This is a genomic window from Synechocystis sp. FACHB-383 (genome assembly GCF_014698605.1).
Lineage (GTDB): Bacteria > Cyanobacteriota > Cyanobacteriia > Cyanobacteriales > Microcystaceae > Synechocystis > Synechocystis salina.
In genome coordinates this window covers 25,601-52,434 of sequence record NZ_JACJTJ010000047.1, presented here as the reverse complement: position 1 = coordinate 52,434, position 26,834 = coordinate 25,601, and the positions used below count along the sequence as shown (strand labels likewise).

Below are 26,834 nucleotides of genomic sequence, written 5' to 3'. Positions count from 1 at the left end.
CCCATTGTCCCATACAGCCACGGCAATAGTATCCATTAAAATAGCGATCCCCAGCTACTACAATTAAGTTATTCCTCCCTCAAACATTCCTTGCACCATGGCCGAAAAACTATCTTCTTTGCAACCAGCCCCAAAAATTTCTCAGCGGCTTCCCCTTCTAGGGGCTGGGGGCATAGTTCTAACCATGGCGATCGCCGTTATGAGCATTGGCCAAGGATTGCGTACCATTAGCCCTTGGCTCCGCATTAACAATGGTGAGGCCAAAGCGGAAATTTCTACCCTCGTGGTGCAACAAATCCGGGCGGTCAGTCAATTAACCACCACAATTTTTGCCATGGAAACCGTGGTCCCCACTAGCCAGGAACGGCAATGGGGCAATTTCACCTTGGGGCGCACCGATTTGCTTTATATCGGCTACGGAGAAGTACGGGCCGGCATCGATCTGGAAAAGTTGAATGAACAAAACATTGAACAAAGGGGCGAAAAGCTGATTATTACCCTGCCACCGCCGCAGATTCTTGACCAAAAAATTGACGTGGAACGCTCCCGCATCTACCAATACGACCGGGGATTTTTGAACCTAGGCCCCGACACCGCCCCGGAGTTACAAAGTTTAGCCCAACGACAAACCCTAGCTAAAATAACCGCCGCCGCCTGTGACCAAGGCATTTTAGACCGGGCCAATGAACAAGCAGAAATTGCCGTGGGTAGTCTACTTAGGGGAACAGGCTACACAGAAGTAGAAATTAAAACTAGTATTCCCGGCATTTGTGCCCCATCCACTTCATCGTAGAATATCAAGTCCAAAGATTTTCAAAACATGGCGCTGAAAAGCTACGTCAAAGAGGAGTCTATTTTTCGTTCCCGTGTTCGCTCTGCCCAAGTAAGTCAAGTTTACCAATTTACCATTTAAAAGGCCAGAATAATTAATCCTGAGCAAGGACAAAAAGACGGTGAAATGGAAAGTAATCAAGATTATCGTAGATAATGTCAGCAAACAAGAGTTTTTTCTAGATTATGTACGATTACGAACGGGCGATTCCGTGGTTAATTTGTAGAATGCGGGCATGTTAGAGTCCAAAATTCTTTTTAAAAAACGGCTTGTGGGTTAGACCAAATCCTTCTTTGGCAAGGGGTTACAAGTAATTAATTAAGTTTTTAAGGTTTATATAGCTGATTGAATCAAAAATAAGACATATCTGCGGGTGACAATGCTTGTTTCACGAACTTAATGGGAGTTTGTTTTACCTCGATCTTCTTCTGATCAACCGTGCTGGACTGTATTCAATTCAATATTTGCCAGGGTTCTATTTTAACTATATTTTTCTGACTTATGGTCAAACGATCACTCCAAGCTACCCCTGCCGGAATTCAACAGGCGAAGAGATCTTTCACGATCACGGGTTGGACCCAAGAAGATTTGGCCGCCGAAGTTAATCTTAAAACCCGTCAACCGATTTGGCGTTTTTTCACTGGACAACCAGTTGATCGCCATGTTTTTATGCACATCTGCTCAATTTTAAATTTGGATTGGCGAGAAATTGCTGATAATCCACCAGCGGAATTTCCAGGGCCAGGAGAAAAAAGTTTTCCCATAAATGTTGAGATCGAAATTTTAGCGGAACAAACCCGTTCTCAATTGCGGGAAATCATTGAAAATCAATGTGGCATTTTACAACTTTTGGATATTAGCCACCCGGTTAATATCAATGATATCTATATTGACGTTAATGTTTTAAAAAAAATTACTAGTCAGCAGTATTTGGCGATCGCCGATCTTGAAAATCTTGATCCCAGAAACTTTAATCGAGTAGGATTGGGAGATGTGGAACAACAACAAATTGCTGGTATAGAAGCGGTTAAGGTCCATACTAAGCTCAGGGTATTGGGTCGTCCAGGAGTCGGAAAAACTACTTTTTTAAAACATTTGGCGATTCAATGCAATCAAGGAAAATTTGCTCCCCATCAAGTGCCTATTTTTATTTTTTTAAAAGAATTTGCTGAGGATTCTAGGCAACGAGATAAATTCAATTTAGCTTATTATATTGGACATAAATTACATAAAGAAGGAATCAACAATAGTTCAGTCTTCAAAAAACTATTACAGGAAGGAAGAGTTTTGCTTTTGCTTGATGGTCTAGATGAAGTATTGGAAAATGATCTTGATGAAGTTTTAAAGGAAATTCGTAAATTTTGCGAACAATACTACAAAAATCGTTTCGTCGTCTCCTGTCGTACCGCTGCCCAAAAGTTGCAGTTACAAGGTTTTACCGATGTGGAAATTGCCCCCTTTACCCAAGAACAAATAACAACCTTTGCTCAAAAATGGTTTGTGGCCCTTACGAAAACAACCTCGTCGATGGGAAAAAATCAATCAAATCAATTCATCGAAAAGTTAGACCTACCGGAAAACTGGCAGTTTCGACAGTTGGTCGTTACTCCCTTATTTTTGCATTTAGCCTGTTGGGTTTTTCAAAATCAGGGTAAATTTCCCATCAAGCGGACAGAGTTTTATAAACAAGGACTGGATTTACTTTTGGGTAAATGGGATGAAGCCAAGGGCGTAGCTAGAGATAGCATTTATCGAGGCTTTTTATTGCCCCAAAAAATCAAACTACTAAGTAAGTTAGCCTATATTACTTTTGAGCAAGAACAATATTTTTTTGAACAAAGTGTCATCGAGAATTATATTGGTGATTATCTACAAAATTTACCAGGGGAAAATCTAGAACCAGAGGAATTACAGTTTGAAAGTGAGGCTATCTTAAAGGCAATCGAAGCTCAGCATGGTTTGTTAATCGAACGGGGTAGGGGGATCTTTTCTTTTTCTTACTTAGCTTTTCAGGAATATTTAACAGCTCGGACAATTGTGGCAGATTATAATCTGAGAGCATTAGAAAAATCCTTAGAAGGTTTAGTCAATCATGTAACAGACGCCCATTGGCGGGAAGTATTTTTGTTGACCATGGCCATGTTAAGAAGTGCGGACTCCTTAGTGCAGTTAATGAAACAAAAAATTGACGCTTTGGTCGCTGAGGATCCATACCTGCAGGATTTTTTGCAGTGGGGGAGTCAAAAATCTCAACAAATTTCCGATCAAACCCAGCTTGTTACCAAAAGAGCATTTTATTTAGCCATGGCAAAAACTCCCCAGGCTACGGCCCATTTTGCTTTGGCTTGTACCTTAGACCAGGGAATGTTTTTAGATGCGGCATTGGAAAATTTACTTCTAGAATGCACGATCCAAAACGATCAAGAACTAGCCCAGACCAAAGTTTGCAATTTAGCTCTAGGTAATATTTTAGTAATGGTTTTAGATGCTGGTTTTTACAAATCCTTACAACAGTTACGGGCACAAATACCACCGGATAGTAACAGTAGAGAAACTCTAGATCAATGGTGGGAAGACCATTATATTGCCTGGTTAGCTCAGTTAAAAAAGGCGATCGCCAATTTCCGTAATATTCACCACCAATGGAATTTTAGCTCAGAGCAGGAGATAATTTTGGCAAAATATTATGAAGCCAACCAACTATTAATTGACTGCTTGAATAGTAAATCTGAAGTAACACCGGCAATTCGACAAGAAATCGAGACAACCATGTTGCTATCCCAAAAAGAACTGGAAGATCGCGAATGGCGAGGTAGTTAACAATTATTTGGAGTTTAAAAACGAATGAGAATTGCTATTCAATCAAATAAAACCTTTCAAAGAACGGTATTTAATACGAGCAACTGCCATACTTGAATTAGTCCGATTAAGGTTAACAAATAAATGAAATGTTTAATACTAAAGACAGTGACAGATCCAACTGGGTTGTTCAGCGAGAATACCAAGATGCTGAGGGAGTTATTCGCATAGAATATCGAGACTCCTTAGGAAAAATCTATACAGAAGCTAAAGATCCTAATCAGCAAGCTAAAATCTATCAAAACGGCTATGTTGATGGAGCTTTGGTGGAACATCACCAACAAAGTGTGCAATTAAAACAGCAGGAAGTTGCAGACAAGAAGATTTCCATGGATCTATTAGTTGGCTTGATTATTGCCGGCCTTGTTGGCATAACTGCTACCATGGCTTACTATCTATTCCAAGTAAATAGTCCTAGCCCTATGACGGTGGTGACTATGCCTATTTATGAAACTAAACCCGTACCTAGTTTGTCTCCGACGCTGGTAGAAAAATCCGTTACCAACATTACTCCTGCTCAGTCAGCTAAATTGGAACCCCAGGATTTCAATCAAACAATTACAACCCCATCTAAGGCAGCTCAACCGGCCGCAACCATCGCTCCTCAAGTAATCCCCAAGGTGACTCAAACAGTTCAACCAGTAAAACCAGCTACCATAGCAGTTGAAGCTCCAGCCCGGCCCTCTCCTTCCGAAGTAAAACCCATTGTCCCGAAACCAATGGCTTCCATGCCTCCAGTGGTGCTATCCCCTAACACCCCAATTCCTAACACTGTCTCCAGTCTAAACAAAACTGATGTACAACTAAAGGAGGATATTGTTCAGAAGCTTAATGAGCAATTTTCCAATAGTCAACTGTTAGTTGATGTCAATCAAGGCAATGTAAAAATAAGCGGTACGGTAACCACTCCGGGGCAATTGGAGCAAATCCAGCCCTTGGTGCGGTCGATGGAAGGTGTTAAGACAATTAATGTAGAAGTTACCCTAAAAATTTCTTCCAATTAGCTTTCGGTTTCTCCCTATTCTTGCCAGTATGGGGGGATTCTGTTTCAAGTTTCCCGAGATTTTGCTGATTTGGGGCATAAATGACCAGGGGGAGCTATGTTAGTGGCAAATTGTTTGATTAATGGTGGTTGAGTAAATCCAAGAGTCTGTTGTTTTTAAAGATTTATATCGTATTCAAACAAATCCACCCAAAAATCCACCAGGCATTTTCTACAGTTGGAGCAGGGACGGAAATTATTCGCTAAATTTAGCAAAAATAGTTTCTGGCCGTTTCCATTTCATTTCTTAATTTTAGGAGTACGTTATGGGTTTGAAAGATAAGGCCAAAGCCACCGCTAAGAATATTGAAGGTAAAGTCCAAGAAGGCATTGGTAACCTAACCGGAGATACACAAAACCAAGCGGCAGGCAAAGCCAAACAAGTGGAAGCTAGTATTGATCACTCCGTTGAAGATGCTAAAGATGCAGTTAAAAAAGCAATTGATTAACTACTTGCTATAGCCTCTGAATTTTGAGTTGGTACTAAATTGATCGTCAGTTAAACACGCCATAAAAAAGTGTGATAGATCATCGAGAAGCTGAGTAAGGTTGGTTTCTTGATGATTATTTTCCCTACATTTCAAGAGAAATAATTATGTCACAGCAACATGCCGTTGGTACTTTTCCTAACTATGAAGTCACTGAAACAGCTTTAAGGGAATTAAGGCTTAATAACTTTGCTATGGATCTAGTTTCCGTGGTTGGTCTAGATATTCATCAACGCACTGAAATGGCCGGAGCCAACACCAGCAATCGTTTAGTTAGCCTCGGTAATTTAGAATCCCAGAATAATCAAGCGGGGGAAAAAGCAGTAGACGGGGCGATCGCCGGAGTGACGGTGGGGGGATTTGCCGGCTTATTAGTAGGTTTGGGGGGACTGATTATCCCTGGTGTAGGTCCACTTATACTGGCAGGCACTTCCGCAATGGCGATCGCCGGCATGGTTTCTGGGGGAGTGTTGGGCAGCATTACGGGGGGATTAGTGGGAGCCTTAGTGGGGGTTGGCATTCCTGAAGATCGGGCAAAAATTTATAGTGATCAAATTAGCCTAGGGAACTATTTAATCATGGTGGAAGGCACCAATTCTGACATTACTTTTGCTGAATCAATTCTTGATAAACACGGCATCAATGGTTGGTATGTTTACAACACCCCCAATCGTACAGTGACGACAGTTTCCACTACTACTACCAGTAGTCCTGCGGCGGATCGTTCCATTACCAATAGTTAAGCTCATTAATCTTAGCTAAAACCCATCAATTTTTCAGACCTGATTAATTATCTAAACATCATTTTGGAGTTTTTTATGATTTCCTTGCAACAAATCCATCGCTTTTTTTATCGGTTAAGCTTGACTGCAATTTTGTTAATTATTGTCACTTTTAGTTTTGGTGCTGAAAAGTCCTGGGCCACCATGCCCATTAACCAATTAATTCATTCTCCCCAACCCCAAATTGCCATCATGAATCGCATTGATGCTATGTCTAAAGATGTGGAAGGCAAAGCCCAAGAGGCGATCGGTAATCTTACCGGCGATCCTAAAAATCAAATGATGGGTAAAGCCAAACAAGTGCAAAGCCAAGCGATGAATGCCGCCGAAGATGTTAAAGACAGCACAGAATTGAAAGGACGAGCCAAAGCCGTTGCCAAAAATCTTGAGGGTAAAGCCCAGGAAATGAAAGGCAATATAACCGATAATACCCAGGATAAAATGATGGGTAAAGCCAAACAAGCAGAAAGTCAAGCTCGCAATTTAGCTGAGGATATAAAAGATGTCTTTCGCTAAATAGCTGACAAACTCTTGGTCTAGGAAATATCTTGATTAGACAATAATACTTCGATCTATATTACATCTAATAATACCGATATTGATTGAAGTATTTTGACAAATAATTTTAATTTTTGGTTTAATCTTTATGACATTTTCTTCTCAAAGATACCGTAAAATCTTAATTGAAAAGAAATTGACTTTTGATATATTTGTTGGTTATAAGCGGGAAACTACATATAATGCCTTGCTCCGCAAATACGACAAATTTTACTTTAATTAATTATTCTTGGAGGTAAATATGTTTGACCTTGTGTGGACTGCTGTTGTTATCCTTTTTATTCTTTGGATATTAGGTTTCTCTATTAATATTGGAGGGAGTTTAATTCACCTCCTCCTAGTGTTGGTTTTAATTGGCATTATTTATAATTTATTTTTGAGAGGTCGTATTGGCTAATAATAATTTTTTTCGTGTTTATTTTTGATCAATAGTTTTTGGAGCTTTTAACATGTCTTTTCCTAGTAAAATTCCCCAAGTTACTCACCACAGTAATGGCAGTGAACTAATTCCCTCTGGAGTACCCTTGGAGGTACCTGTTGAGTCTGATTTAGGTTCTGGCTATGTTCAAGATGAGGCCGGTGTTCTTAATAATTACTCTGTGGAACCCCCTGTTACCGGAGTTAAACAAAGCCGTGAACGATTAATACTCTTGGGGCTAGGGGCGATCGCCGTATTGTTTAGTCTGCTATGGATTGTCTCTAGTGTTAGTTGAAATTCGCCTAATTTCTTAAGCAATATATTGATGACTTAATTATGAATATTACAGTTAATGATTGAGTGATCAATTATGGGTAGATTGTCATGATAACCAACATAAAAATTAAGGGAATGGGATCAATTTTACATCCCAATGGTGTTGCTTTTCGGGTCTGGGCTCCCAATGCAGATCGAGTTTCTGTAATTGGATCCTTTAACAATTGGAATGGGGATGCAAGTCCCATGGCACCGGAATCAAACGGATTTTGGTATTTGGACATTCCCCAACTTCAAGCAGGCGCTGAATATAAATACCTAATTGCAACGCCCGGGAAACAAATCGAACGCATTGACCCCTATGCCAGGGAAGTAACCCATTCCGTTGGCAATGCCGTTGTCCATGATCCTAGTTTTGATTGGCAGGGGGATGATTTTGCCATAGCTCCCTGGAATGAATTGATAATTTATGAATTGCACGTCGGCACCTTTAATGATCAAAATAATGACGATACCTCTGGAAAATTTTCTTCTATTTCTGCCCGACTGTCTTACTTAAAAAAATTGGGTATTAATGCTATTCAAGTGATGCCCATTGGGGAATTTGCTGGGGAAAGGTCTTGGGGTTATAATCCCGCCCATATTTTTTCTGTGGAAAAAGCCTATGGTGGCCCTTTGGCTTTTAAACAATTTATTAAGCAAGCCCATGGCCATGGCATCGCGGTTATTTTAGATGTGGTTTACAATCATTTCGGCCCCAGTGATCTTGATCTTTGGCAGTTTGATGGTTGGTCAGAAGGCGATCGGGGAGGTATTTATTTCTACAACGATGATCGTTCTCATACTCCCTGGGGCGAAACCAGACCGGATTATGGCCGAGAGGAAGTGCGGCAATATATTGTCGATAATATTTTGATGTGGTTAGGAGAATATCACATTGACGGTTTTCGTTTTGATTGTACCCAATTCATTCGCACCGTTAATGGTTTTGAAGATCGTAATTTACCCGATGGTTGGAGTCTTTTACAGCGGATTAATTTAGAAATTAGCCAACGTTTTCCCGGCAAAATTACTATTGCAGAAGACCTACAGAATAATAAATGGGTAACTAAGGATATTGGTGCAGGGGGAGCGGGATTTGGTTGTCAATGGGATCCCATGTTTGTTCACCCCATTCGAAGGGCGGTAATTACTACGGTGGATGAGCAACGTTCATTACATGCAGTTGGTGATGCCATTACCTACCGCTATAACGATGATGCTTTTGATCGAGTCATTTACAGTGAATCCCACGATGAAGTTGCCAATGGCCAAGCCCGGGTTCCCCAGGAAATTAGCCCGAATAATCCCAAAGATTGGTATGCCCAAAAGCGTTCTACCCTAGCGGCTGCGATGATTTTCACTGCCCCTGGTATTCCGATGTTATTCCAGGGCCAAGAATTTTTAGAATCGGGTTGGTTCCGGGACACCGTGCCGGTGGATTGGGAACAGCGGCATGAATTTTTTGGCATTGTAAGACTCTACCGAGATTTAATTCGTTTACGGCGTAATTTAGATGGTTTTAGTAGGGGATTATCTGGGCAATTTACCCAGGTTTTTCATCTCAATGAAAACCAAAAAATGATTGCCTTTCACCGTTGGGAACAAGGGGGAGAAAAGGATGATGTGGTAGTGGTGGCCAATTTTGCCAATGAACCCCGTTATAACTATATATTGGGCTTGCCGGCGGAGGGATTTTGGGCGTTACGTTTTAACAGTGATTGGCAGGGCTATAGCAATATTTTTGGCAATTTTCCCAGTACTGACACCAGGGCTGAATCTGGAGGATATGACAATTTTCCTTGGCATGGTTTGGTTTCCATTGGCCCCTATAGTGTTCTGATTTTTTCCAGGTAAATTTTAGCTAGTCTATTTATTAATTTCTAGTTCAAAATCAATTTTTCTTAAATATTGAATTATTTTACGAGGTAATTATGATTTTTTTAAATCGTACCTTGCTTAGCTCTGGTTTAATTGCTTTGGCATTTATTCCAATTATTCCGAGGGTTTTGGCCCAGTCCTCCAGTTTTGGAGATTTACAGGGTTATTGGGGAGGACAATATGTTACAACCCTGGCAGAACGGGGCATTATTGGTGGTTTTCCCGATGGATCCTTTCAACCCAATGCCCAAATTACGAGGGCTCAATTTGCGGCGATCGCCGTTAAAGCTTTTAATTTATCCCCTGGCAATAGCACCCGTAATTTTCGGGATGTGCCCAGTAACTATTGGGCGGCGCCGGCAATTTTAGCAGTGAGTAGTTCCGGTTTAGTAACGGGATTTCCCGACGGTAGTTTTCGCCCTGAAGAAAGGATTACTAGGGCCCAAGCTTTAGTGATTTTGGCCAAAGCTTTGGGAAATAATACCAATGCTAACCCTGATGGCTTAAATGTCTATGGCGATCGCCAAGCAGTGCCAGAATGGGCTCTGGATAGTGTGGCGAGGGCGGCCAATGCGGGCATTATTGTTAACTTTCCTGATTCTCGCCAGATTGAACCTAACAGTTTAGCCACCAGGGGGGAAGTGGCCGGATTGGTTTATCAAACTTTAGTCAAGCTAGGGGACGGTAATTTTGCTCCCATTAATATCGGCCTTAATAACCCCAGTGCCCCAACGCCAAGCCCTACGCCCACCCCCCTAAGCAGTTTGGTAATCGAACGGATTGAAACCAATAGCAATCCCCGCCAGCCTTTACGGGAAGGGGACGACTTGCTAATCCGGGTCTATGGTAGCCCAGGGGCCAATGCCAGTTTTGAATTGGAGGGGCTGAATCAGAATCGTTCTGTCACTATGAATGAGGTACAGTCTGGCATTTACGAAACTAGTTACCGCATTGGTCGTAATGACCGACAAATTAACGCCAGACCGCTGGTCTTCCTGAGTCGTTCCGGACAAAACTCCGTTAGTCGACAATTCAATCAGGCGATCGCCATTAATATCGATAATCCAAGCTATCCCTACGATCCCGGCAATGTCGGTTACGTTCTGCGGCCAGAAATCACTAACTTTAACGATAACGATGTGATTCGTTTACCGGATAATTTAATGGGTCAAACCCTCCCCGATGCCAATGTGGAAGTCAACTTGGAAACTTTCCGCAATGTGATCGGAGTGTTAAATTTTTCCCAAACTATTTTTCAATCCACTGTGCGGGCTGATCAAACAGGGCGATTTATTGTTTATCTTCCCCAATTCAATCGAGATTCGGGTACCGTTTATCGGGTAAGAATGACCGCCACCCAGGGCAATCAATCCCAAAGTAGTGAACTACTTCTGCGTCAGGAATAACTTTCAGCTAGCACGAAGAAGCGAAACGAGGCAAAATCACCATTGCCAATGCCAAGGCCGTACTCAAATCAACTGAGTTGGCCTTGACCTACTGTTCCTAACCAGCCATGGACTAGGGACTAGGAAATTTCCACCACGGATTTTGATGCCGTTAACTGCTCTGCAAATGGGGGCGGCATATTTTTGGTAACGGCCGTGAGATAGTCCAAAAAGGTTTGGGTAATGACCGACAGTTGTTTGCCCGCTAGGTTAGCCACGTACCAACGGCGTTTGATGGGGAATTCATCAATGTCCAAAATGGCCAGCTCACTGCGGGCTCCCTCGGACACCAGGGTATGTTGGGATAACACAGAAATGCCCATGCCCCCGGCGATCGCCTGTTTAATCGCTTCATTACTGCCCAATTCCAGCCGCACCCGCACATCAACATAGTGACGGTGGAACAGATTTTGCACTGCTAAACGAGTACCAGAACCCTTTTCCCGCATAATGAACGCTTCATCATTTAAAGCCGTAATGGGGATATTGCTTTTTCCCGCTAGGGGATGGTCCCGACGGGCAATGACCACCAAAGGATTATCTAAAAAAGGCTGGTAATTAAGGTCAATTTCTTCCGGCGGCTCACTAACAATGTACAAATCATCTTCATTATTTTGCATCCGGTGACGAATCTGCTCATGGTTAGTCACCTTGAGGGAAACTTCAATGCCCGGGTATTTTTGGATAAATTCCCCCAGTAAACGGGGAATAAAATATTTCGCCGTGGTAATTACCGCCAAGCGTAAACGCCCCTGTTTTGTACCCTTGATGTCTGCCACCTTCATGGCAAAGTTATCTAGGCGACGAAAAATATCTTGACAAGTGACCAGCAGTTCCTGTCCCGCTTCCGTCAGGTAGAGTCGTTTGCCAATCTGCTCAAACAGGGGAAGCCCTACGGTTTTAGATAACTGTTTAATTTGGCTAGAAACGGTGGGCTGGGTAATGTAAAGTTCCTCTGCTGCCCTGGTGAAACTGCCATGTCTAGCGGTGGCTTCAAAAACTTTTAGTTGGTGTAAGGTTGCTTGCATGTCCTTGATGAAGATGGTGATTAGATGGGGAGGGACAATTTGAGGAGGCGGATTAAAATTTTTTTAAACCCAGACTGGAACTGAAGCTAAATTTCAGTAATTTTTTGGTTGCCAGTCCTGGCCGAGCTTTGGCCTAGGCCGCACTGGAGTCAATAACTGGGATAAACTAATGGCCATGATCTTCACTTGCATAGACCTGAGATTGTTATCAGATAACTGATGATAGAATAAAACCAATGATTTTGACAAGCTTAGTCTGGTGAATTGGAATTAATGGACGGTCATCTGGGTTTATTTTTTGGTTATTCCCCGGATCAATGGACTTTTGCCCCAGAAAAAATCTGCTGAGGCGGCCATGGATTGGCCCAAACTCTAGGGTTTACTTTGCCCCCAGACCGGAGTGGCCCCATAATGGGGGAGATTTCAGCCAGAAAGGAGCCTAAACCGTGGATACAGCGGTCAACGAATCCCTCTCGATTTCCTATAACCTAGAGCAATTTCTAATTGTGCTCTCGGTTTCCCTAAGCATTGCGACCCTGTCCAAGACGGTGCCAATTCTGCGGAGAATTCCTTACACCCTGCTGTTGGTAATTGTGGGCATGGCCCTAGCCTTTGTGGATGTGAAACTGATTAATCTGTCGCCGGAATTGATCATGGAAATTTTTCTGCCGCCCCTCTTGTTTGAAGCGGCGTGGAATTTGCAGTGGCGCAATCTCAAAGAAAATTGGTTTCCCATTATTCTCTTTGCCACCTTGGGGGTGGTCATCTGTGTGGTGGGCATTGCCTTTCCCCTTTCCTACTGGGGGGGCATGGAGTTGGCGATCGCCTTTTTGGCAGCGGCGGCCCTTTCAGCCACGGATCCGGTATCGGTAATTGCCCTGTTTAAAGAGTTGGGAGCTAGCAAAAAATTAAATACCCTAATGGAGGGGGAGAGCCTGTTTAACGACGGCGTGGCGGTGGTGGTCTTCCTTATTTTGGTGGGCATTCCCCTGGGCACTAGCACCTTTGATTTGTCCACTACCCTAGCTCGATTTGTCACAGTGATCGGCATTGGGGTGGGCTGTGGCCTGCTGATTGGTTTTAGTTTATCCCTGTTGACCCAACGATTTGACCTGCCCTTTGTGGAGCAATCCCTTACTCTAGTGTCGGCCTATGGGGCCTATATTCTGGCGGAAAACCTCGGGGGCTCGGGGGTAATTGGTGTGGTGGTGGTGGGCATGGTGTTGGGCAACTACGGCTCCCGCATTGGCATGAATCCCCGCACCAGGTTGATTGTCAGCATTTTTTGGGAATTTGTTGCTTTCTTTGTGAATTCCATTATCTTCCTGCTCATCGGTGATCAAATTGGCCTAAGCAGTCTTTCGGATCACCTCAATCTGATTTTGATTGCCATTGCCGCAGTGGTGGTGACTCGCTTAGTGAGCGTTTTTGGTCTGAGCCTTATTAGCAACAAGGTGAGTGATCAAATTAGCAGTACCCACATTACCCTCCAGGAGCAAACCGTACTGTGGTGGGGAGGATTACGGGGGTCTGTGGCCATTGCCGTGGCCCTGAGTGTGCCCCAGGCGATCGCCGAGAGACAGGCCATCATCGACATTGTGTTTGGTGTGGTGCTGTTCACCCTATTGGTGCAAGGACTAACTACCCAATTTGTGCTCAAAGGCTTGGATTTAATTGGCGATCAACCCCAACGGTTGGAGTATGCGGAGCTAGTATCCCGACAAATTGCCCTACGGCGGGTGTTGGCGGAAATACAAAAATCCGATGAATTTCCTGACATTGATCCAGAGCGGTTGCGTTATAAGCAGGAATTAGTCCAAGGCCAGTTGCAAAGCGTCACCGACAAACTCAAACTGCTCTTACAGGAATATCCCCTATTGCAGGAAGTGGCCAACAAAAAGTTTGACCAGACGGTGTTGGACATCGAAGCGGAAACCTATGCCGATCTGATTCGCATGGGTCGCTTGGAGGAAAATATTATGCCGTTATTGGTCACCCTGGAGGGGGAAAATGTGGTCGAATAATCCTAGGTGATTAACCAATGTACGGAGAAATCACTATTTCTTCACCATGCACATATCCCTTTGGTGATTTTCCGACCAAGTACCGTCGCGTATTTGCCGAAGGTAGCGTCGAAAGCTCAAACTCTGTTGGAAAGAGGAAGCCGGGTTAATGATTCAGAGAAAGCCCTCTGTGTCCGGTCTAGCTTTCTTATTGGTTTCTATCCCTCCGGATTTTACCCAATCCTTGATGATGTGGCAGATTTTCTAGCCAGTGACCCTCAAGGACAAGAATTGACCGACAAAACGACCAAGGGAAAACGTACTAGCCGGAGTTTGAACTTTTGCAAAAATCAAATTTCCCCCGCCTTAAGTAACTCTTTGAATGAATTTTAAATACTGGTTATTCGGCAAACATTTCTGCTAAAACAGCTAACAACTTGCTTTGAGTATCTGCATCCAGTAAACCCAACTTTTTAACTAAACGGGCTTTATTCACTGTACGAACTTGATCCAAAATAATTTGTCCCGCCTTGCCATCAAACTCACAACTAATCCGAGTAGGATAAGGTCTACCTTTGGTCGTCATTGGGGCTACAATCACCGTAGCAATATAACGATTCATTTCATTGGGAGAAATCACCACACAGGGACTAGTTTTTTGAATTTCACTGCCCACCGTTGGATCAAGATTAACTAAAAACACCTCAAAGCGGTTTACGACCATTCCCATTCAGCTTGCTCCCATTTTGTCGCCGTTGGAGTATCCAAGAGATAATCATCTCCTTGTTTTGCCATTTCTCGAAACGCACTCTCCCAATTTTCCCTAGAGGATTGGGCATTGCGAATAATCAAAGTATTCTCTTTTACTTCAATAACCACGTCTGTCTTAATACCACTTTGTTCGAGTAATGGCTTGGGGATACGAATACCTTGGGAATTTCCCACTTTGACAATGCGAGTCCTAACCATAGTGAACATCCCTAAAAAGTGAGTGGAATTTAGCCGTATTCACATTGTAGGTACGTTAAATGGCAATGTCAATGGAACAAACCCAGGCTAGCCGAGGTGTTCACCCAACCAATGAAATGAGCGTAAATTAAAGCGTTGGCAATAGACTCCAGAACCTCAAAAAGGACTGTCAGGATTGTCATTGTTGTTATCGTCGATCGCCCTAGTACCACCACCACCGGTGGTATCGGGTAGACCTTGGCGGGAAGGCCGGGGAAATTGGATATTGTTATTGCGGGGACCGCTGGGGGGTTTATCCCAGTTAGGTACATTCATGGGCTGGGGCACCAGGTCTGGTGCAATGGGGTCTTCGTAGCGCAAAAAGTAAGGAGCAGGAAACTGATAAATTTCCCCCGTGGCACAGGTTTCCCCTTGCAATACAGCCACTGCTTCCGCCATGCCCGCTAAATTGAGACTCTCGATGATTAACTCGGCACCAGATTCCCTGGTGGTGGGACTCGCTTGATGCCCTTTAATGGTTAACTGCTCTGCTTGGAGTAATTTCGCAAAAATTTCCCCGTTGATGGCCACCCCAAAAGTGGATTTTTCCCCCACGGCCAAAGATAGGGTTGGCTTTGCGTCACCGTAACTAAGCTCTAGTTCAATTTGCTCAAATTCCCCAGGAATAAATAAAATCAGTTGGTCTTTGGTTAACTGATGGGAATAGTTTTGGTACAGGCCCAGGCAACTAACGGTGTTATTGGCTGAATCAACCAAAGGCCTAACAATCCAATGGACCTCCGCCCCCACTGACCCCCCTTGTCCTAACATCACAGTGGCGACCAAAAAAGCACCAATATCCCGGATATTCATGGTTAAGAGCCTCTAACAATTACAACCCCCATGGGAACGCTTCCACCATACCCCAGCCTCAGATCGCATTAGTATGGCGCAGGTTGGGTTAGCGAAAGTTGCCCGTGTCGGAAATTCGTTGGTTGATGTAAGGCCAAAGGAAAACATTAAAGTTCTTGCCTCCTATTTGGGTCCGGTATTTGAAGGTATCTTTTTCGTAAAGACTGACCACAGCATTAAGTTGGTTGGCCAAATTAAGACATTGCTTAAATGTGGGGGAAGTATAACATTGCACATCAATTTGGTTACAACCATAGCGGGGCACAAGATTCTTTTGGAATGGTTGGATGGAGCAAAAAATAAACTTGCGATACTGGTTGGCTAAATACTCAAAATCCCTGGCGGAATAGTTAGCAAAAAAATGGTCATCCACCTGTAATCCATCGGTGTGGCGGGCTTCGTTAATAATTTGCTCAATGGTGAGGCGGCGGTGTTGGGGGGATTGGATCCAGGCAATGGGAATAAGGTTATGGTTGCGGGCTTGTTGACTAACTTGTTCCTGTACATTGTCCGCTACCCCCCGAAAATCCAGGAAGACGAGGCGGTAACCCTGGCTTTGAATATCCCTCATTACCTGATCTAGGGCGTTTCGATTGGCGTAGAAACGGATTTGGGGCTGGGATAACCAAGTGCCGTTGGGCACCCCGGCCAGGGCTATGGTGGGGAAAAATGTGAGAGCACCGATGAGCAGTTTTTGCAGAATTTTTAACATTTGGTGGAGAGGAGGGCGAGGGGCAGTAACTTGGGGTCCAAGGGGGAGAAAGGCCGTTGATTGGGGTCAATATTAAGCTATTTGGCTGAAACTTAATCGGTTTTGCTGTTCTCAAATTTGGGGAGAGAAAACTATTTGGCGATCGCCGCTTGACCAAGGGAATGATATCTCTCGCCCACTATTAAAGTTAAAATAGGGTTTTCTGTGGATTAACCACGGACGATTTTCCCGTCGATTACATAGAGAGAGTTAATGGTAACCACCCCCACCGCCGCCCCCCGTAAACCATCCAAGGTTGAAGGCATCAAGGAAAGAAGCAATTATTTACGGGAACCCCTGGCCACCGAACTGTTGAATAATGCGAATTATTTTACGGATGATGCTGTCCAAATTTTGAAATTCCACGGTTCCTACCAGCAGGACAATCGGGATAATCGGGTTAAGGGCCAGGAAAAGGATTATCAGTTTATGCTCCGCACCCGTAATCCGGGGGGATTAATTCCGGCCCAACTCTACACCGCCCTGGATGATCTGTCCAAAACCCATGGCAACCAGACTCTCCGGGTGACCACCAGGCAAGGTTTACAAATCCACGGCATTGTCAAACAAGACCTGAAAATGGCGATCGCCACCGTGGTGAATAATTTGGGCTCCACCCTGGGGGCCTGTGGGGACATTAACCGTAACGTGATGGCTCCGGCGGCTCCGTTCCGGGATAAACCCGAATATGGCTATGCCTGGGACTATGCCAATAAGGTGGCGGATTTGCTCAGTCCCCAGAGCGGTGCCTATTACGAAATTTGGCTCGACGGAGAAAAAGTTATTAGTGGGGAAGAAGCGCCGGAGGTGAAGGCGGCTCGGCAAAAAAATCTCCACGGTACCAACCTGGATGACCCCAAGGAACCGATCTACGGGCAACAGTTCATGCCCCGCAAATTTAAAATTAGCGTCACGGTGCCGGGGGACAACTCCATTGACGTTTACACCCACGATATTAGTTTGGTGGTAATCACCGATCGCCATGGGGAGCTACGGGGCTTCAATGTGCTAGCCGGTGGTGGTTTGGGCCGCACCCACAATAAGGAGGAAACCTTTGCCCGGGCCGCTGACCCCATCGGTTATGTGGGCAAAGATGACGTTTACGACCTAGTGAAGGCCATTGTGGCCACCCAACGGGATTACGGCGATCGCCATAACCGCCGCCATGCCCGGATGAAATATCTGCTGGCGGACTGGGGGGTGGAAAAATTCCGTAAACAGGTGGAAACCTACATGGGTAAACCCCTGCAATCCTTTAAGCCCCTCCCGGCCTGGCGTTACCAAGATTACCTCGGTTGGCATGAACAGGGGGATGGCAAACTCTTTTTCGGTCTCTCGGTGGAAAATGGCCGCATTAAAGATGAAGGGGACTTCCAACTGAAAACCGCCCTAAGGAAAGTGGTGGATGAGTTCCAACTGCCCCTGCGCCTCACCGCTAACCACAACATTCTGCTCTACGAAATTAATCCCCAGGATAAAACGGCGATCGAGCAAATTTTCCAACAGCACGGTGTAGTTACCGACCCAGAGGCGATCGATACCCTGGTGCGTTACTCCATGGCTTGCCCGGCCTTGCCCACCTGTGGCCTAGCAGTCACCGAGTCGGAAAGGATTATGCCCAGCGTCAATGCCCGCCTGCGGGACCTGTTAAACAGTCTAGATTTACCCAACGAGAGCATTGTCACCAGGATGACCGGCTGCCCCAACGGCTGTGCCCGGCCCTACATGGCGGAAATTGGCTTTGTCGGCAGTGCCCCCAACAGTTACCAAGTGTGGCTGGGGGGGAGTCCCCATCAGGAACATTTGGCCGCTGCCTACACAGAAAAAATGCCCCTGGAACAGCTAGAAAGCTTTTTTGAGCCTCTATTTGTCTTCTTCAAACAGAGTCGCAAAGCTAAGGAGAGTTTTGGGGACTTTTGCCATCGGGTTGGTTTCCCTGCCCTACGGGAATTTAGCCAGAGTTACACTGTGCCGACCAAGGGCAACAAAAACCGCAAAAATCAACGGCGGGTTAGCCTGTCCGATGAAATGTATGCCCAGCTCAAGGCCCGGTCCGAGCGGGATAACTGCCCCATGAATCAAATTGTCCAGGAAGCCCTCACCGCCTACCTCGGCACATAGGGCCCGACTATCATTCCCCTAAGATGCCGTTGGCTAAACTATCCCAGCTCCCCAGTTGGGGGCCAATGGGATCGGAGTCTTCCCTCCTGGGGCTATGGAGGGGAAAAATTAGGATTTTGCCGACCAACTTAACCAAACTGAAACTAGCTGTCCCCCAGTCCCCCTAACCCGTTAATCAAGATGGATTTTGCCGCCGGTTTACCCATTTTCGTTATCACCCTGCGGGAAGCGTTGGAAGCGTCCTTGGTGGTGGGCATTGTGTTGGCTTGTTTGGCCCAGGCCCAGCAATTACACCTGAAAGGCTGGGTTTACCGGGGCATTAGTGCTGGGGTAGTGGCCAGTGTGTTGGTAGGTTGCCTACTGGCGGGCGTACTACAAGGGGTAGACCGTCTGCCGAGGCCCTACACTCCCATCCTCAAAGCTCTTTTGGCGGCTCTTTTGGGGGCGATCGCCGTGGGCATGCTGAGTTGGATGTTGCTCTGGATGACTAAACAGGCCCGTTCCCTGCGGGGGGAAATCCAAGGACAAATTGACCAGGCCTTGGCCGAGGAAGGGGGAGGCAGGGCCATTGCCGTGGTGGTGTTCGTTGCGGTGGTACGGGAAGGCTTTGAAATGGTCCTATTCCTTGCGGCCCAACAAAATATGGCTAATCCGGCGGCGATCGGAGCGGCGTTGGCCGGCATTGCTACGGCGGTGGCCATGGCCCTCTTAATTTTCCGCGTTGGGGTCAAACTAAACCTGAAGCTTTTCTTCCAGGTAATGGGCACTTTATTGCTGATTATTGTGGGGGGGTTAGTGATTGGGGTGCTGAAAAATCTTGACTTGGCCGTCAACATGATGGGTTTGACCAATCTTGGCCTGGACTATCTCTGTTTTGTCCCCGGCGACTCCTGCCTGCTGGGGCCCCAATTATGGAATTTAGCCCCCTGGTTACCGGATAATCAGTTTCCCGGCATTGTGCTCAAAACCCTGGCGGGCTACCGGGACCATCTTTACCTCCTCCAGGCGATCGCCTACGGCATCTTTTTGAGCGTTATTGGTAGTCTTTATTTCCGGGGTTTAACCGACAAAGGTGATTCTCCTAAAGCTATGGCGCAAAAATCCTAGGGCTGGGTCTTGCCTTAAGCAAATCTCTCCCTGAACCAGCCTTTTCCTAACATCCGTAAAATGGTAGGGTTTCTTTCCCCCCTTTTCCCGTGCGTATATGAAACTCATCTGTCGTCAAAGCGATCTCAGCAGTGGTCTATCCCTGGTCAGTCGGGCTGTTTCTTCCCGGCCTACCCATCCTGTGTTGGGCAATGTGCTCCTCGAAGCCGATGCAGATAAAAATTATCTACGCCTAACGGCCTTTGACCTCAGCCTCGGTATCCAGACTAGTTTCACCGCCGACGTGCAACAGAGTGGCCGCATCACCTTGCCCGCTAAATTACTCAATGACATTGTTTCCCGCCTGCCGGACGGAGATATCAGCCTGGCGATCGATCCCGATGAAGGGGCTGGGGATAGTTATTTAACCACTATCACCTCAGAATCAGGGCGATTCCAAATTCGGGGTCTAGATGCGGACGATTTTCCTGCCCTACCCACCGTGGAAGGAGTCAAACCATTAATGTTACCGGTGGCAACCCTCAATGAAGGGCTACGGGGAGCCTTGTTCGCCGCCAGTACCGATGAGACTAAACAGGTGCTGACCGGGGTGCATATCAAAGGTAGTAGCGACAGTTTGGAATTTGCTGCCACCGATGGTCACCGGCTTGCCGTGGTGGAAGCCCCTACCCAAATTGAAAATGATGAAGGGGAAGCCGTAGTTACTGGCAGTGACTTGGCGGATTTTGCTGTCACCATCCCGGCCCGGGCCCTACGGGAATTAGAAAGAATGGTGGCCAGCCAGGGCAATAGTGATTTAGTTTCCCTGGTGGTGAACGATACCCAGGTAATTTTCGAGTTGGGGGATCAACGGTTAACCAGCCGCAAATTGGAAGGGGCCTATCCCGCCTATGACCAGCTTATTCCCCGGCAGTTTAGCCGCACTGTCACCATGGAGCGAAAACGGTTAATTACCTCCTTGGAAAGGGTTTCTGTGCTGGCGGATCAGAAAAATAACTTGGTCACTTTCACCCTCCAAAGCCCCGGTAACCAACTCCAGTTGGCGGTGGAAGCCCAGGACTTGGGCCATGGGGAAGAATCCATGGGAGCAGAAATTATTGGCGAAGGTGGGCAAATTGCTTTCAATATCAAATATTTAATGGACGGTCTGAAGGCATTGCCTAGCAATGATATTCAAATGCAACTCAATGAAGGTAATCAGCCAGTGATTTTTACTCCCCTGGGGGGGCTGAAAATGACCTATCTGGTTATGCCGGTGCGGCTAGTGGGCTAGGGTTGGGCAAAATCCTTTAGGGATTGGCCATGGGACTATGGCAAAATATGTGAGGCTCAAACCGCTGATGGCCATCCTTTCTGCCGGTTTGTCTGGGGAAACTGTCCCATTCCCTGATGCTTGCTTATTTTTTTGTCTTTTTGGTCGCCTGCCCATGAACGCTGTTGCCGCTTGTTTTACTGCTCTCCGTCAAAGGGGGGAATGTGCTTTGATTCCTTTCCTCACAGCGGGGGACCCAGATTTAGCCACCACAGCCGAGGCGTTGCGAGTTTTAGACCGGGCGGGGGCAGATTTAATTGAGTTGGGGGTGCCCTATTCCGACCCTCTGGCCGATGGCCCTGTTATCCAAGCGGCGGCCACCAGGGCTTTACAAAAAGGGGTCAAGTTGGATGACGTCCTTGACATTGTCCGGCAGGTTCACGGGGAGATTAAGGCGCCAATTATTTTATTCACCTACTACAATCCCATTTTTTACCAGGGCATCGAGGTTTTTCTCGATAAGATTAAGGCCGCTGGCGTAAAGGGCTTAGTGGTACCGGATTTGCCCTTAGAGGAGTCCGATCGCCTGTTGGAGGCCACCGCTGAGCGGGGCTTGGAGTTAATTTTATTGGTGGCCCCCACCAGTTCCCCAGCAAGACAGACGGCGATCGCCAAAAAGTCCCAGGGCTTTGTTTACCTAGTCAGTGTGACGGGGGTAACGGGGGTGAGAACGGCAGTAGGATCAAGGGTGGAAACATTGTTGGCAGGGATGCGCCAAGTAACCGATAAGCCCATTGGAGTCGGCTTTGGCATTTCCCAACCGGAACAGGCTCGGCAGGTGAAAGCTTGGGGCGCAGACGCAGTAATTGTGGGCAGTGCCATGGTCAAACGCTTAGCAGAACAAACCCCAGCAGAAGGATTGCAATCCCTAGAGGATTTTTGTCGCCAGCTCAAGGCTGCTATTAGTTAGAGGCAATTCTTCCGGATCAAGGGCGGAAATCCCCATCCCCCAGGGAAATTAGCCCGTTTGGGTGAAGACAGCCTGGGCAGTTTCCCTTTATCGTGAGGTTAACTGAGCGAGAGGAGAAAGATGATGAAAACGATTAAAAGCCCATTCATTGCCCTTGGTCTGATTTTTGCTAGTCCCCTGATGTGGGGAGGCACGGCGATCGCCGAGAATGCTGATCACGTACAGCAACTGTTGGCAACCAATGCTTGTATGAACTGCGATCTGTCCGGGGCGGACCTAGCCGGTGCCCATCTGATCGGGGCCGATTTACGCAACGCTAACCTGGCGGGTACTAACCTCAACGAAGCCAATTTGGAAGGGGCCGATCTAACCGGCGCTAACCTACAGAATGCTGACCTGCGGGGAGCCATGGTCACCAATGCCACCCTCAACCAAGCTAATTTGACCAAGGCTGATTTTGCCTTTGCCAAACTCTACGATGTGGACGTGACCGGTGCCACCGTTGATGGCATGAATATCCAAAATGCCGAAATTTATAACACTGGCATTGGTATTGGTGGCGGCGACGACTAATTACCTTTACTAAAGTTTAGTCAGAGAATGGCGATCGCCATGGGGCAAATATTAATGACTCCGTTCCTGTTGCTCCATTTCCATCCTGATCTCCGATTCCAGCTCCTTGCCGAGGAAATAGTTCAAGAAGGTTCTGATCACAGCAATCAGCCCCAGCTTGCTCAGGCTTTCTAGGGTGGGGGCGATGGTGGTGGAAAGAATGTCTGCCCCCAGTTGAAATTCCAGTGCCAAGGCTAACCACAAACCGAATTGCAGACGAACACTATTAAAGAATTTCGGGGTGCCCATGGTACGGCGATCGGCAGCCCAAACCATGTGCAAAGTTTTAATTAAGCCAAGGATAATACAGAGTACGGAAAAACTTTCCAGGAAAAACTTGGTAATGCCGACCAGGTTACCCAGGTAATGATCTAAAACTTCCATAAGTCTGGAACAGTAATTTTATTTTGTTTCCCCCCAGCCTAGTTGTGGTTAAGAAATTGGCCAATTTTTTCGGCCGCTGTGGCTAAAATGGTCGGTTCCTGTACTAAAGCAAAACGCACATAGCCCTCCCCGCCTTGACCAAAGCCAGATCCTGGGGAAAGGGCGACGCCGGTTTTGGCCACCAGTTTTTGACAAAATTCCAGGGAATTGCCAGACCAACTAGGGGGTAATGGAGCCCAGACGTACATGGTGGCCGTGGGTAGGGGCACAGCCCAGCCAATTTTAGCTAAAGCGTCAACCAGGGTGGCCCGCCGTTGGGAAAATATAGCCACCGTTTGCTGCACAATGGCCGGCGGACTTTCCAGGGCGGCGATCGCCCCTTGGAGAATGCCTTCATACTGATTGAAATCCACCACCGCTTTAATTTTTTTCAGAGCCGAAATTAACTGGGCATTACCGATGGCAAACCCGATGCGAAATCCTCCCATGTTATAGGATTTGGAAAAGGTGAAGAACTCGATGGTACAGGTTTTATGGGGATCGGTCTGCAAAATTGATGGCGGCAATTCTCTCCCATCAAAAACTAAATCCATGTAGGGAAAATCGTGTACTAAAACTAAGTCATGGTCACGACAAAATTGCACCGCTGTGTGGAAAAATTCTAAGCTGGCGATCGCCGTGGTGGGATTGTGGGGATAGCTGAGCACCATCATTTTGGCTTTGCTTAAAATCACCCCGGGAATATCGGCAAAAACCGGTAAAAATTGGTTTTCCGCCCTCAATGGCATCGGGTAAATTTCTCCCCCCGCCAGGTACACGCCCCCCATGTGGGAAGGATAACCGGGGTCCATTAACAAAGCCACATCCCCTGGATTCAACACCGCCAAGGGTAAATGGGCTGTGCCTTCCTGGGAGCCAATCAGGGGCAATACTTCCGTTTCGGCATCTATGGCTAAACCAAATCTCTTTTCATACCAAACGGCGATCGCCTTCCTCAACGGTAAGGTTCCCTGGTGCAATAGGTAGCCATGGGTGCCAGGGTCTTCCAGGGCTTTGGCGATCGTGGCAATAATGGGGGCGGGGGTAGGTAAATCGGAGGAACCAAGGGAAAGATCAATGATGGTTTGTCCCTGGGCCCTGGCCTGGGCTTTAGCCAGATCCATATCAGCAAAAACGTTGCCACCAAAGGAATTGAGACGATCGGCAAATTGCATAAACAAGTGATTAGAAATTATCAGGATCGATCCAATCTAGCCCACCAGTTTAAGTAATTAGCAAAAGCTTGCCCCTAAGGGTATTGGTAAACTAGGTAATCGGCAAAATAGTGGTAACCATGAAAAAAAAGGATTGGTGTAGTGTGGCGAACGGTTCCTCCTTGCTCGGCAACCCCATAATCGGGGAATGTCTGTTTAAATGGTTACTGGCGAGTACCTAGATTAAGTTTGTGAAACAACCATAGTGGGATGAATAGTAATTTTTCTCTCAAGTTTTTAGCCGTGCCGGCCTTTGCCCTGTCCATAGCGACCATGGGGATTTTTGATTTGCCCAAGGGGTCGGCATTTGAGGCTTATTCCGGCCAGAATCCGCCATCTCCATTGGCTTCCTGTCCCCTGCCAGAAGAGGTTATTTCCCTAGGGCGATCGCCCCACGGAGAAGTTTTAATGGCTTCAGCGGCCAATGTGCCCATTCCAGCGGAGAACCCCAGTCAATCCCAGGAGTTCGACTTCGATTTTAGCTATGCGGAAAGTGATGCGGCCGTTGCCCTATTTGGCTGTGATTGTCCGGCCTGTATCGGTGCCTTGCGACAACTACGGAGTCAGCCCTACACTTCCCAAAGGTTAACCAGTAACCGCCCCACTGCCGATAAATCCTTTTTTAGCAAAAACCAGGCTAGGTTTAATGACCCAGTGGAAGGGCATTGCTGGGCCAATCTTCAAGAATTGGCAACGGAAGAGGATATCCAAGTGGTTCTGCAAACCCTGGAAAATGAAGAGTCTGTGGAAAAGGCAAAGGAAACTTTCTAACCCTTGTGCCTACGCATCCCCTTTGCCAGTCATATTCTCTGCCCATAGAAGCAATTCCCCGCCACAGCCCCCGGCGGCGAGATGATTCCCTTGGGGTGACCAGGCTAGGGTAGAGAATCCGGCGGCTACTCCTTCCAGAACTTGGGCGGCATGGGTAGCTTTTTTCCACAGGCAGACTAAACCATCTTCCGACGCAGAGGCCAATAGGTTGGAACGGGGTTTAAAGGCGATCGCCGTTATTGTCCCATTGTGTAAATCCAACGGTTGAGCGACCCAATTATCATTTTCTGCCTGAACCCAGGCCACCATGCTCTTACCACTGCTAGAAACCAACAGGGGTGAGCTGTCCGGAGCTTTCATAGACCAGGCCAAATGCCTTACCTTGCCCGGAAATCCTTGCATTTGCCAGGGGTCAAGGTTTTCCCATTCCCAAACCAACAATGTTCGGTCATTATTACCGGAAGCCAAATACTGCCCATCGAGGGAGAAGGCGATCACCCCGCTAGCTCCACTGATATCCCACAGATGTGGATCATCATCCCAGGCTTTTGTCTTCCAAACTTTGAGGCTCTGGTTACCGGCTAGGACTAAAAAGTTGCCGCTGGGATGCCAGGCCATATCCAACACCGACGATTTTTCAAAGTTAATCGTTGCCACCACTGCCTTGAGGCCCCCATCCCATATTTGGGTGTATTTTCCCAGGGCAAAGGCCAGTTCTGGACGCTGGGGATGCCACCGCAGGCAATCGACCCAAGTCCGCTTATTTTCCAGTTCTGTTAGTAATACTGCCCCATCCTCCACCATCTGCCAAATGCGCACCGTGCCATCCTGGCCCCCCGTTGCCAAAAATTGACCATCGGCGGAAAAGGCGATCACATCTACGGACAACCCCTGCTGTTGCCGTAAAGTTAGTAATCTTTTTCCCTTAACTTGCCATAGCACCACTTCCCCCGCTGCTGAAGCCACCGCCAGAAAAGCTCCATTTGGTGACCAGGCGATCGCCGTTACATAATCGGCAAGAAGGATTTGCCAACTCAAGGTAAGCAGGGATTTAGTCATAGAAGAGAGAGGATAAGGTATGGGCGATGCTTATTTCAAACATTGCCGAAAGTTTTGCTCCAAATCCATGGCTTCCAGATTTCTGCCGATGAAGACCAACTCATTTTTACGGAGTTCATCGTCCCGCCAAGGACGATCCTGACGCCCTTCAAACAACATGTGGACCCCCTGGAAAACAAAGCGGCAGTCTTCCCCGGCAATATTGAGAATACCTTTCATACGAAAAATATCGGGGCCTTGGTCCCGGAGCAATATTCCCAGCCAGCGGTTGAGTTTATCCCCATCTATTTCCCCTGGTTCCACTAGAGCAATGGAATGAACAGTTTCATCGTGTTCGTGGGCAGTTTCGTTGAGAAATTCGGGATCAATTTTTAAAGCATTACCCAAATCAAAGGCATTCACACCAAGGATAGAGTCCATTTCCACCTGGGCATCACGGGTGCGATAAATTTTGGCGATCGCATTCATGGCCCGGATTTTTTCCTCTAGAGCCTGCAACTCGACCTCCGTAACCAGGTCAGTTTTGTTAAGCAAGATTACGTCGGCAAAGGCAATTTGCTCTACAGCTTCTTCCGCTTCCCAATGTTGGGCAATGTGGGCGACATCCACCACCGTTACCACTGCGTCTAAGCTGGTTTGGGTTTGTACCTCGTCATCCACGAAAAAAGTCTGAATCACTGGGGCCGGGTCAGCTAATCCGGTGGTTTCAATGACAAGGTGATCGAATTTGTCCCGACGCTTCATTAAGTTGCTAATGATGCGGATCAGATCACCCCGCACAGTACAGCAGATACAGCCGTTATTCATCTCGAAAATTTCTTCGTCGGCATCAATGATCAGTTGGTTATCGATGCCCACTTCGCCAAATTCGTTGACAATCACCGCCACCTTTTTCCCATGCTCGTGGGTGAGAATGCGATTCAGGAGAGTTGTTTTGCCCGCCCCTAGATAGCCTGTAAGCACTGTGACTGGAACCGAACGTAGGGCATTAGCAATAACCATAATCAGATTTCAGATTCAGAGGATAGTCAACGACCTTGATT

26 protein-coding genes are annotated in these 26,834 nt (G+C 46.6%); 17 read left to right on the top strand and 9 right to left on the bottom strand.

The genetic code is table 11. From position 1 onward, the window contains the following. Window positions 1-97 precede the first annotated feature (97 nt). The 10 genes from H6G45_RS14695 to H6G45_RS14650 all read left to right on the top strand — a co-directional run bounded on the left by H6G45_RS14695 (window position 98) and on the right by H6G45_RS14650 (window position 10,581). Window positions 98-793 (top strand): DUF4230 domain-containing protein, encoded by a 696-nt coding sequence (locus H6G45_RS14695; protein WP_190599154.1) that lies wholly within the window; start codon window positions 98-100, stop codon window positions 791-793. 540 nt (window positions 794-1,333) lie between these two features. Then, window positions 1,334-3,652: an NACHT domain-containing NTPase gene (locus H6G45_RS14690; RefSeq protein ID WP_190599153.1), complete on the top strand. Its 2,319-nt coding sequence runs from the start codon at window positions 1,334-1,336 to the stop codon at window positions 3,650-3,652. A gap of 128 nt (window positions 3,653-3,780) precedes the next feature. Then, complete coding sequence (locus H6G45_RS14685; protein ID WP_190599152.1) at window positions 3,781-4,695, top strand: BON domain-containing protein; 915 nt, start codon at window positions 3,781-3,783, stop codon at window positions 4,693-4,695. 304 nt (window positions 4,696-4,999) lie between these two features. After that, the gene (locus H6G45_RS14680; protein WP_190599151.1) at window positions 5,000-5,182 is read left to right on the top strand and encodes a CsbD family protein; all 183 of its coding nucleotides are present in this window, start codon (window positions 5,000-5,002) and stop codon (window positions 5,180-5,182) included. A 146-nt stretch (window positions 5,183-5,328) separates the two neighbouring features. Beyond that, the gene (locus H6G45_RS14675) at window positions 5,329-5,964 is read left to right on the top strand and encodes a signal transduction histidine kinase (STHK), LytS (RefSeq protein WP_199309792.1); all 636 of its coding nucleotides are present in this window, start codon (window positions 5,329-5,331) and stop codon (window positions 5,962-5,964) included. A 75-nt stretch (window positions 5,965-6,039) separates the two neighbouring features. Next, window positions 6,040-6,519, top strand: a complete 480-nt coding sequence (locus H6G45_RS14670; RefSeq protein WP_190599150.1) for a CsbD family protein — start codon at window positions 6,040-6,042, stop codon at window positions 6,517-6,519. A 283-nt stretch (window positions 6,520-6,802) separates the two neighbouring features. Then, a complete protein-coding gene (locus tag H6G45_RS14665; protein ID WP_190599149.1) occupies window positions 6,803-6,958 on the top strand; it encodes a lmo0937 family membrane protein in 156 nt (51 codons plus the stop codon). Window positions 6,959-7,010: 52 nt separating this feature from the next. Then, window positions 7,011-7,274: a hypothetical protein gene (locus tag H6G45_RS14660; protein WP_190599148.1), complete on the top strand. Its 264-nt coding sequence runs from the start codon at window positions 7,011-7,013 to the stop codon at window positions 7,272-7,274. Between the two features lie 89 nt (window positions 7,275-7,363). Beyond that, window positions 7,364-9,151 (top strand): alpha-amylase family glycosyl hydrolase, encoded by a 1,788-nt coding sequence (locus tag H6G45_RS14655; protein WP_347338274.1) that lies wholly within the window; start codon window positions 7,364-7,366, stop codon window positions 9,149-9,151. 77 nt (window positions 9,152-9,228) lie between these two features. Continuing rightward, window positions 9,229-10,581, top strand: a complete 1,353-nt coding sequence (locus H6G45_RS14650) for an S-layer homology domain-containing protein (protein ID WP_190599146.1) — start codon at window positions 9,229-9,231, stop codon at window positions 10,579-10,581. Window positions 10,582-10,700: 119 nt separating this feature from the next. Here the strand turns inward: H6G45_RS14650 and H6G45_RS14645 are convergent, their stop codons facing one another. Beyond that, a complete protein-coding gene (locus H6G45_RS14645) occupies window positions 10,701-11,648 on the bottom strand; it encodes a LysR family transcriptional regulator (protein WP_190599145.1) in 948 nt (315 codons plus the stop codon). 446 nt (window positions 11,649-12,094) lie between these two features. Here H6G45_RS14645 and H6G45_RS14640 point away from each other — a divergent pair, with 446 nt between their 5' ends. Continuing rightward, window positions 12,095-13,672 (top strand): Na+/H+ antiporter, encoded by a 1,578-nt coding sequence (locus H6G45_RS14640; protein WP_190599144.1) that lies wholly within the window; start codon window positions 12,095-12,097, stop codon window positions 13,670-13,672. A gap of 379 nt (window positions 13,673-14,051) precedes the next feature. On the opposite strand, the gene H6G45_RS14635 is transcribed toward H6G45_RS14640, so the two are convergent. From H6G45_RS14635 to H6G45_RS14620, 4 genes are all read right to left on the bottom strand, one after another. Next, the gene (locus H6G45_RS14635; RefSeq protein ID WP_347338273.1) at window positions 14,052-14,375 is read right to left on the bottom strand and encodes a type II toxin-antitoxin system PemK/MazF family toxin; all 324 of its coding nucleotides are present in this window, start codon (window positions 14,373-14,375) and stop codon (window positions 14,052-14,054) included. After that, window positions 14,366-14,620, bottom strand: a complete 255-nt coding sequence (locus H6G45_RS14630; protein WP_228017116.1) for an AbrB/MazE/SpoVT family DNA-binding domain-containing protein — start codon at window positions 14,618-14,620, stop codon at window positions 14,366-14,368. Before H6G45_RS14630 ends, H6G45_RS14635 begins: the two co-directional genes overlap by 10 nt. Before the next feature lie 156 nt (window positions 14,621-14,776). Beyond that, complete coding sequence (locus H6G45_RS14625) at window positions 14,777-15,472, bottom strand: hypothetical protein (RefSeq protein WP_190599141.1); 696 nt, start codon at window positions 15,470-15,472, stop codon at window positions 14,777-14,779. A gap of 88 nt (window positions 15,473-15,560) precedes the next feature. Further along, the gene (locus tag H6G45_RS14620; protein ID WP_190599140.1) at window positions 15,561-16,223 is read right to left on the bottom strand and encodes a hypothetical protein; all 663 of its coding nucleotides are present in this window, start codon (window positions 16,221-16,223) and stop codon (window positions 15,561-15,563) included. 252 nt (window positions 16,224-16,475) lie between these two features. Between H6G45_RS14620 and sir the strand changes: the two genes are divergently transcribed. From sir to H6G45_RS14595, 5 genes are all read left to right on the top strand, one after another. Then, window positions 16,476-18,383: a sulfite reductase, ferredoxin dependent gene (sir, locus tag H6G45_RS14615; protein WP_190599139.1), complete on the top strand. Its 1,908-nt coding sequence runs from the start codon at window positions 16,476-16,478 to the stop codon at window positions 18,381-18,383. A gap of 180 nt (window positions 18,384-18,563) precedes the next feature. Beyond that, on the top strand, window positions 18,564-19,490 hold the full coding sequence (locus tag H6G45_RS14610; RefSeq protein ID WP_190599138.1) for an EfeU/Ftr1 family ferrous iron transporter subunit: 927 nt from the start codon (window positions 18,564-18,566) through the stop codon (window positions 19,488-19,490). A gap of 97 nt (window positions 19,491-19,587) precedes the next feature. Further along, window positions 19,588-20,763, top strand: a complete 1,176-nt coding sequence (gene dnaN / locus H6G45_RS14605) for a DNA polymerase III subunit beta (RefSeq protein ID WP_190599137.1) — start codon at window positions 19,588-19,590, stop codon at window positions 20,761-20,763. Between the two features lie 154 nt (window positions 20,764-20,917). After that, window positions 20,918-21,712, top strand: coding sequence for a tryptophan synthase subunit alpha (gene trpA / locus H6G45_RS14600; RefSeq protein WP_190599136.1), 795 nt, complete (start codon window positions 20,918-20,920; stop codon window positions 21,710-21,712). A gap of 123 nt (window positions 21,713-21,835) precedes the next feature. After that, window positions 21,836-22,285, top strand: coding sequence for a pentapeptide repeat-containing protein (locus H6G45_RS14595; RefSeq protein ID WP_228016961.1), 450 nt, complete (start codon window positions 21,836-21,838; stop codon window positions 22,283-22,285). 51 nt (window positions 22,286-22,336) lie between these two features. Here the strand turns inward: H6G45_RS14595 and H6G45_RS14590 are convergent, their stop codons facing one another. Together H6G45_RS14590 and H6G45_RS14585 are read right to left on the bottom strand one after the other, a co-directional pair. Further along, window positions 22,337-22,708 (bottom strand): DUF1622 domain-containing protein, encoded by a 372-nt coding sequence (locus H6G45_RS14590; protein WP_190599134.1) that lies wholly within the window; start codon window positions 22,706-22,708, stop codon window positions 22,337-22,339. Window positions 22,709-22,746: 38 nt separating this feature from the next. After that, the gene (locus H6G45_RS14585; protein ID WP_190599133.1) at window positions 22,747-23,922 is read right to left on the bottom strand and encodes an LL-diaminopimelate aminotransferase; all 1,176 of its coding nucleotides are present in this window, start codon (window positions 23,920-23,922) and stop codon (window positions 22,747-22,749) included. 249 nt (window positions 23,923-24,171) lie between these two features. Between H6G45_RS14585 and H6G45_RS14580 the strand changes: the two genes are divergently transcribed. Further along, entirely contained in the window at window positions 24,172-24,732 is a 561-nt protein-coding gene (locus tag H6G45_RS14580) for a hypothetical protein (RefSeq protein ID WP_190599269.1), read from the top strand. Between the two features lie 9 nt (window positions 24,733-24,741). Here the strand turns inward: H6G45_RS14580 and H6G45_RS14575 are convergent, their stop codons facing one another. Continuing rightward, complete coding sequence (locus H6G45_RS14575; RefSeq protein WP_190599132.1) at window positions 24,742-25,791, bottom strand: WD40 repeat domain-containing protein; 1,050 nt, start codon at window positions 25,789-25,791, stop codon at window positions 24,742-24,744. Window positions 25,792-25,821: 30 nt separating this feature from the next. Further along, window positions 25,822-26,793 carry a GTP-binding protein gene (locus tag H6G45_RS14570; protein ID WP_190599131.1) on the bottom strand — a complete coding sequence of 324 codons (972 nt, stop codon included), beginning with the start codon at window positions 26,791-26,793 and terminating at the stop codon, window positions 25,822-25,824. Window positions 26,794-26,834: the final 41 nt, after the last annotated feature.

Excerpts from the sequence above, each read along its gene's own strand:
- H6G45_RS14695 (WP_190599154.1), top strand. The coding sequence starts at position 98 with ATGGCCGAAAAACTATCTTCTTTGCAACCAGCCCCAAAAATTTCTCAG.
- H6G45_RS14690 (WP_190599153.1), top strand. The coding sequence starts at position 1,334 with ATGGTCAAACGATCACTCCAAGCTACCCCTGCCGGAATTCAACAGGCG.
- H6G45_RS14685 (WP_190599152.1), top strand. The coding sequence starts at position 3,781 with ATGTTTAATACTAAAGACAGTGACAGATCCAACTGGGTTGTTCAGCGA.
- H6G45_RS14680 (WP_190599151.1), top strand. The coding sequence starts at position 5,000 with ATGGGTTTGAAAGATAAGGCCAAAGCCACCGCTAAGAATATTGAAGGT.
- H6G45_RS14675 (WP_199309792.1), top strand. The coding sequence starts at position 5,329 with ATGTCACAGCAACATGCCGTTGGTACTTTTCCTAACTATGAAGTCACT.
- H6G45_RS14670 (WP_190599150.1), top strand. The coding sequence starts at position 6,040 with ATGATTTCCTTGCAACAAATCCATCGCTTTTTTTATCGGTTAAGCTTG.
- H6G45_RS14665 (WP_190599149.1), top strand. The coding sequence starts at position 6,803 with ATGTTTGACCTTGTGTGGACTGCTGTTGTTATCCTTTTTATTCTTTGG.
- H6G45_RS14660 (WP_190599148.1), top strand. The coding sequence starts at position 7,011 with ATGTCTTTTCCTAGTAAAATTCCCCAAGTTACTCACCACAGTAATGGC.
- H6G45_RS14655 (WP_347338274.1), top strand. The coding sequence starts at position 7,364 with ATGATAACCAACATAAAAATTAAGGGAATGGGATCAATTTTACATCCC.
- H6G45_RS14650 (WP_190599146.1), top strand. The coding sequence starts at position 9,229 with ATGATTTTTTTAAATCGTACCTTGCTTAGCTCTGGTTTAATTGCTTTG.
- H6G45_RS14645 (WP_190599145.1), bottom strand. The coding sequence starts at position 11,648 with ATGCAAGCAACCTTACACCAACTAAAAGTTTTTGAAGCCACCGCTAGA.
- H6G45_RS14635 (WP_347338273.1), bottom strand. The coding sequence starts at position 14,375 with ATGGTCGTAAACCGCTTTGAGGTGTTTTTAGTTAATCTTGATCCAACG.
- H6G45_RS14630 (WP_228017116.1), bottom strand. The coding sequence starts at position 14,620 with ATGGTTAGGACTCGCATTGTCAAAGTGGGAAATTCCCAAGGTATTCGT.
- H6G45_RS14625 (WP_190599141.1), bottom strand. The coding sequence starts at position 15,472 with ATGAATATCCGGGATATTGGTGCTTTTTTGGTCGCCACTGTGATGTTA.
- H6G45_RS14620 (WP_190599140.1), bottom strand. The coding sequence starts at position 16,223 with ATGTTAAAAATTCTGCAAAAACTGCTCATCGGTGCTCTCACATTTTTC.
- sir (WP_190599139.1), top strand. The coding sequence starts at position 16,476 with ATGGTAACCACCCCCACCGCCGCCCCCCGTAAACCATCCAAGGTTGAA.
- H6G45_RS14610 (WP_190599138.1), top strand. The coding sequence starts at position 18,564 with ATGGATTTTGCCGCCGGTTTACCCATTTTCGTTATCACCCTGCGGGAA.
- dnaN (WP_190599137.1), top strand. The coding sequence starts at position 19,588 with ATGAAACTCATCTGTCGTCAAAGCGATCTCAGCAGTGGTCTATCCCTG.
- trpA (WP_190599136.1), top strand. The coding sequence starts at position 20,918 with ATGAACGCTGTTGCCGCTTGTTTTACTGCTCTCCGTCAAAGGGGGGAA.
- H6G45_RS14595 (WP_228016961.1), top strand. The coding sequence starts at position 21,836 with ATGAAAACGATTAAAAGCCCATTCATTGCCCTTGGTCTGATTTTTGCT.
- H6G45_RS14590 (WP_190599134.1), bottom strand. The coding sequence starts at position 22,708 with ATGGAAGTTTTAGATCATTACCTGGGTAACCTGGTCGGCATTACCAAG.
- H6G45_RS14585 (WP_190599133.1), bottom strand. The coding sequence starts at position 23,922 with ATGCAATTTGCCGATCGTCTCAATTCCTTTGGTGGCAACGTTTTTGCT.
- H6G45_RS14580 (WP_190599269.1), top strand. The coding sequence starts at position 24,172 with ATGAATAGTAATTTTTCTCTCAAGTTTTTAGCCGTGCCGGCCTTTGCC.
- H6G45_RS14575 (WP_190599132.1), bottom strand. The coding sequence starts at position 25,791 with ATGACTAAATCCCTGCTTACCTTGAGTTGGCAAATCCTTCTTGCCGAT.
- H6G45_RS14570 (WP_190599131.1), bottom strand. The coding sequence starts at position 26,793 with ATGGTTATTGCTAATGCCCTACGTTCGGTTCCAGTCACAGTGCTTACA.